Annotated in this window: 3 protein-coding genes; 1 reads left to right on the forward strand and 2 read right to left on the reverse strand. The window is 69.7% G+C overall.

What is annotated here, in order from left to right:
- Both Q0C81_RS09235 and msrA read right to left on the reverse strand, forming a co-directional pair.
- On the reverse strand, window positions 1-1,392 hold a 1,392-nt coding region (locus Q0C81_RS09235; protein WP_291836761.1), incomplete at its 3' end, for an aldehyde dehydrogenase family protein.
- 70 nt (window positions 1,393-1,462) lie between these two features.
- Window positions 1,463-1,972: a peptide-methionine (S)-S-oxide reductase MsrA gene (gene msrA / locus Q0C81_RS09240; RefSeq protein ID WP_291836763.1), complete on the reverse strand. Its 510-nt coding sequence runs from the start codon at window positions 1,970-1,972 to the stop codon at window positions 1,463-1,465.
- 140 nt (window positions 1,973-2,112) lie between these two features.
- On the opposite strand from msrA, the gene Q0C81_RS09245 reads away from it, so the two are divergent.
- On the forward strand, window positions 2,113-2,469 hold a 357-nt coding region (locus tag Q0C81_RS09245), incomplete at its 3' end, for a sigma factor (protein WP_291836765.1).

A 2,469-nucleotide genomic window follows, 5' to 3' on the forward strand; every position in this document is an offset into this window, starting at 1 on the left:
GAAGCCCTGCTCGCGCGCGCCGTAGCTGGACGACTTCGTCCCGCCGAACGGCACGTGATAGTCGACCCCCGCCGTCGGCAGGTTGACCATGGTCATTCCCGCCTTCGCCCGACGCTGGAAGTCGCGCGCGTGCTTCAGCGAGCTGGTGACGATGCCCGCCGACAGGCCGAACTCGACCCCGTTGGCGATCTCCAGCGCCTCTTCGTAGCTCTTCACGCGGATGGTCGAGGCGACGGGTCCGAAGACCTCCTCATTATTGATCCGCATGTCCGCCAGGGTGTCGGCGATCAGGGTCGGCTGGACGTACCAGCCCGGCTTGTCCAGCTTCAGACGGTCGCCGCCGGTGACGATCCGGGCGCCCTCGCCGCGGGCGACCTCGACGTAGCTGTAGGCGGTCTCCATCTGGGCCTCGCTGACCGCCGGGCCCATCTGGGTGTTCGGATCCAGCGCGTCGCCGACCCGCAGGGCGGCGACCTTCTCGGCCAGCAGGGCCACGAACCGGTCGTGAATTCCGTCCTGCACGATCAGGCGGCTGGAGGCGGTGCAGCGTTGGCCGGTCGCGAAGAAGGAGCCGTCCAGGGCGATGTTCACCGCCCGCTCCAGATCGGCGTCGTCCAGCACGATCAGCGGGTTCTTGCCGCCCATCTCCAGCTGCACCCGGGCCTGGCGCGCGACCGTCCCCGCCGCCACGCCGGCGCCGACGCCCTGCGAGCCGGTGAAGGAGACCCCGACGACATCCTTGTGATCCACGATGGCCTGGCCCACACGGCCACGGCCGATGACCATGTTCATGACGCCCTTGGGCAGGCCCGCCTCGTGCAGGATGGCGACCAGCGCTTCGGCGGTGGCGGGGGTCGGACCGGCGGGCTTCAGCACCACCGTATTGCCGAAGGCCAGGGCGGGCGCGGCCTTCCAGGCGGGGATGGCGATGGGGAAGTTCCACGGCGTGATCAGGCCATAGACGCCGACAGGCTGGCGATAGGTCTGGATCTCCACGCCCGGCCGGGTCGAGGCCAGGTTCTGGCCGTGCAGGCGCAGGGCCTCGCCGGCGAAATACTTCAGGATGCGGGCGGCGCGGGCGGTTTCGCCGACGCCTTCCGCCAGCGTCTTGCCCTCCTCGCGCGACAGCAGTCGGCCGACGCTTTCGCGGCGCTCCATCAACAGGCTGCCGGCGCGGTCCAGGATGTCCGAGCGCACCTCGGGCGAGGCGTCCGCCCAGCTCGGGAAGGCCGCCTTGGCCGCCGCGACCGCGTCGCCGACGTCCGAGGCCGAGCCGTCGGGTGTGCGGGCCACCACCTCGCGGGTGTCCGACGGATTGATGCTCTCGGCGGGCCGATCGCCGCTCGTCCGCTCGCCGTTGATCCAGTGCGAAAGGTCGAGCGTGTCGGTCATGGAAGGCGTTCCCTGCAGAAGTCGGTCGGACGGACGCGGCCCCATCGGGACCGCATCCGCCGACCGCGCCTCAGGCCGCCGGCTTCAGCGTCCAGTCCGGGCGCACGAAGTGGCAGGTGTAGCCTTCCGGATAGCGCTCCAGATAGTCCTGATGTTCAGGTTCGGCCTCCCAGAAGGGCCCGACCGGCTCGACCTCGGTGACCACCTTGCCCGGCCACTGTCCGGACGCCTCCACATCGGCGATGGTCTCCTCGGCGATGCGCTTCTGATCCTCGTCGGCGTAGTAGATGGCCGAGCGGTAGCTGAGGCCCCGATCGTTGCCCTGCCGGTTCAGCGTCGTCGGATCGTGGATCTGGAAGAAGAACTCCAGCAGCTGCCGATAGCTGATCTCCTTCGGATCGAAGACGATCTCGATCGCTTCGGCGTGGGTTCCGTGGTTGCGGTAGGTGGCGTTGGGCACGTCGCCGCCGCTGTAGCCGACGCGGGTCGAAATCACGCCCTTGTAGCGCCGCAGCAAATCCTGCATGCCCCAGAAGCAGCCTCCCGCCAGAACGGCGCGCTCGGTCGTCTCGCTGCCCATGATCGGTCCTTTCTTCGCGCGCCCTCGCGGCGCGGCTTCCATCTTGAAATAGGCGCTCGCGGAAGCGAGGAAAGGCTCGACTGGCGCAACGGCGGTTTTGTCCAGATTTCGTCCCTATTGAAAGGCTATGGCCCGCGCGCATGAACGCGTCGCCCGACATCCCGGCCGCAGGCCTCGAAGCGGTGTTCACCGAGATGCGCCCGGCGCTGATCCGGCGGGCGTCGGCCATGGGCGCGGGCGGCGACGCCGAGGACGTGGTCCAGGATGTCTGGCTCAAGATCGGCAACGCCGACGGACCGGTCGCCAACCCCCAGGCCTATCTGCTGCGCATGGTCTACACCGCCGTGCTGGACCGGCGCCGCGGCGCGCGGCGGACGGCGGCGCGGGATGCGGCCTGGGCCAGCCCGGCCAACCTGCCCGAGGACGCCGTCGAACCGGCGGACGCGGAACGCCGCCTGATCGCGGTCCAGGCCTTGGCGGCGGTCGAGGCGCGCCTG

This window comes from Brevundimonas sp., assembly GCF_023259385.1.
Taxonomy (GTDB): domain Bacteria; phylum Pseudomonadota; class Alphaproteobacteria; order Caulobacterales; family Caulobacteraceae; genus Brevundimonas.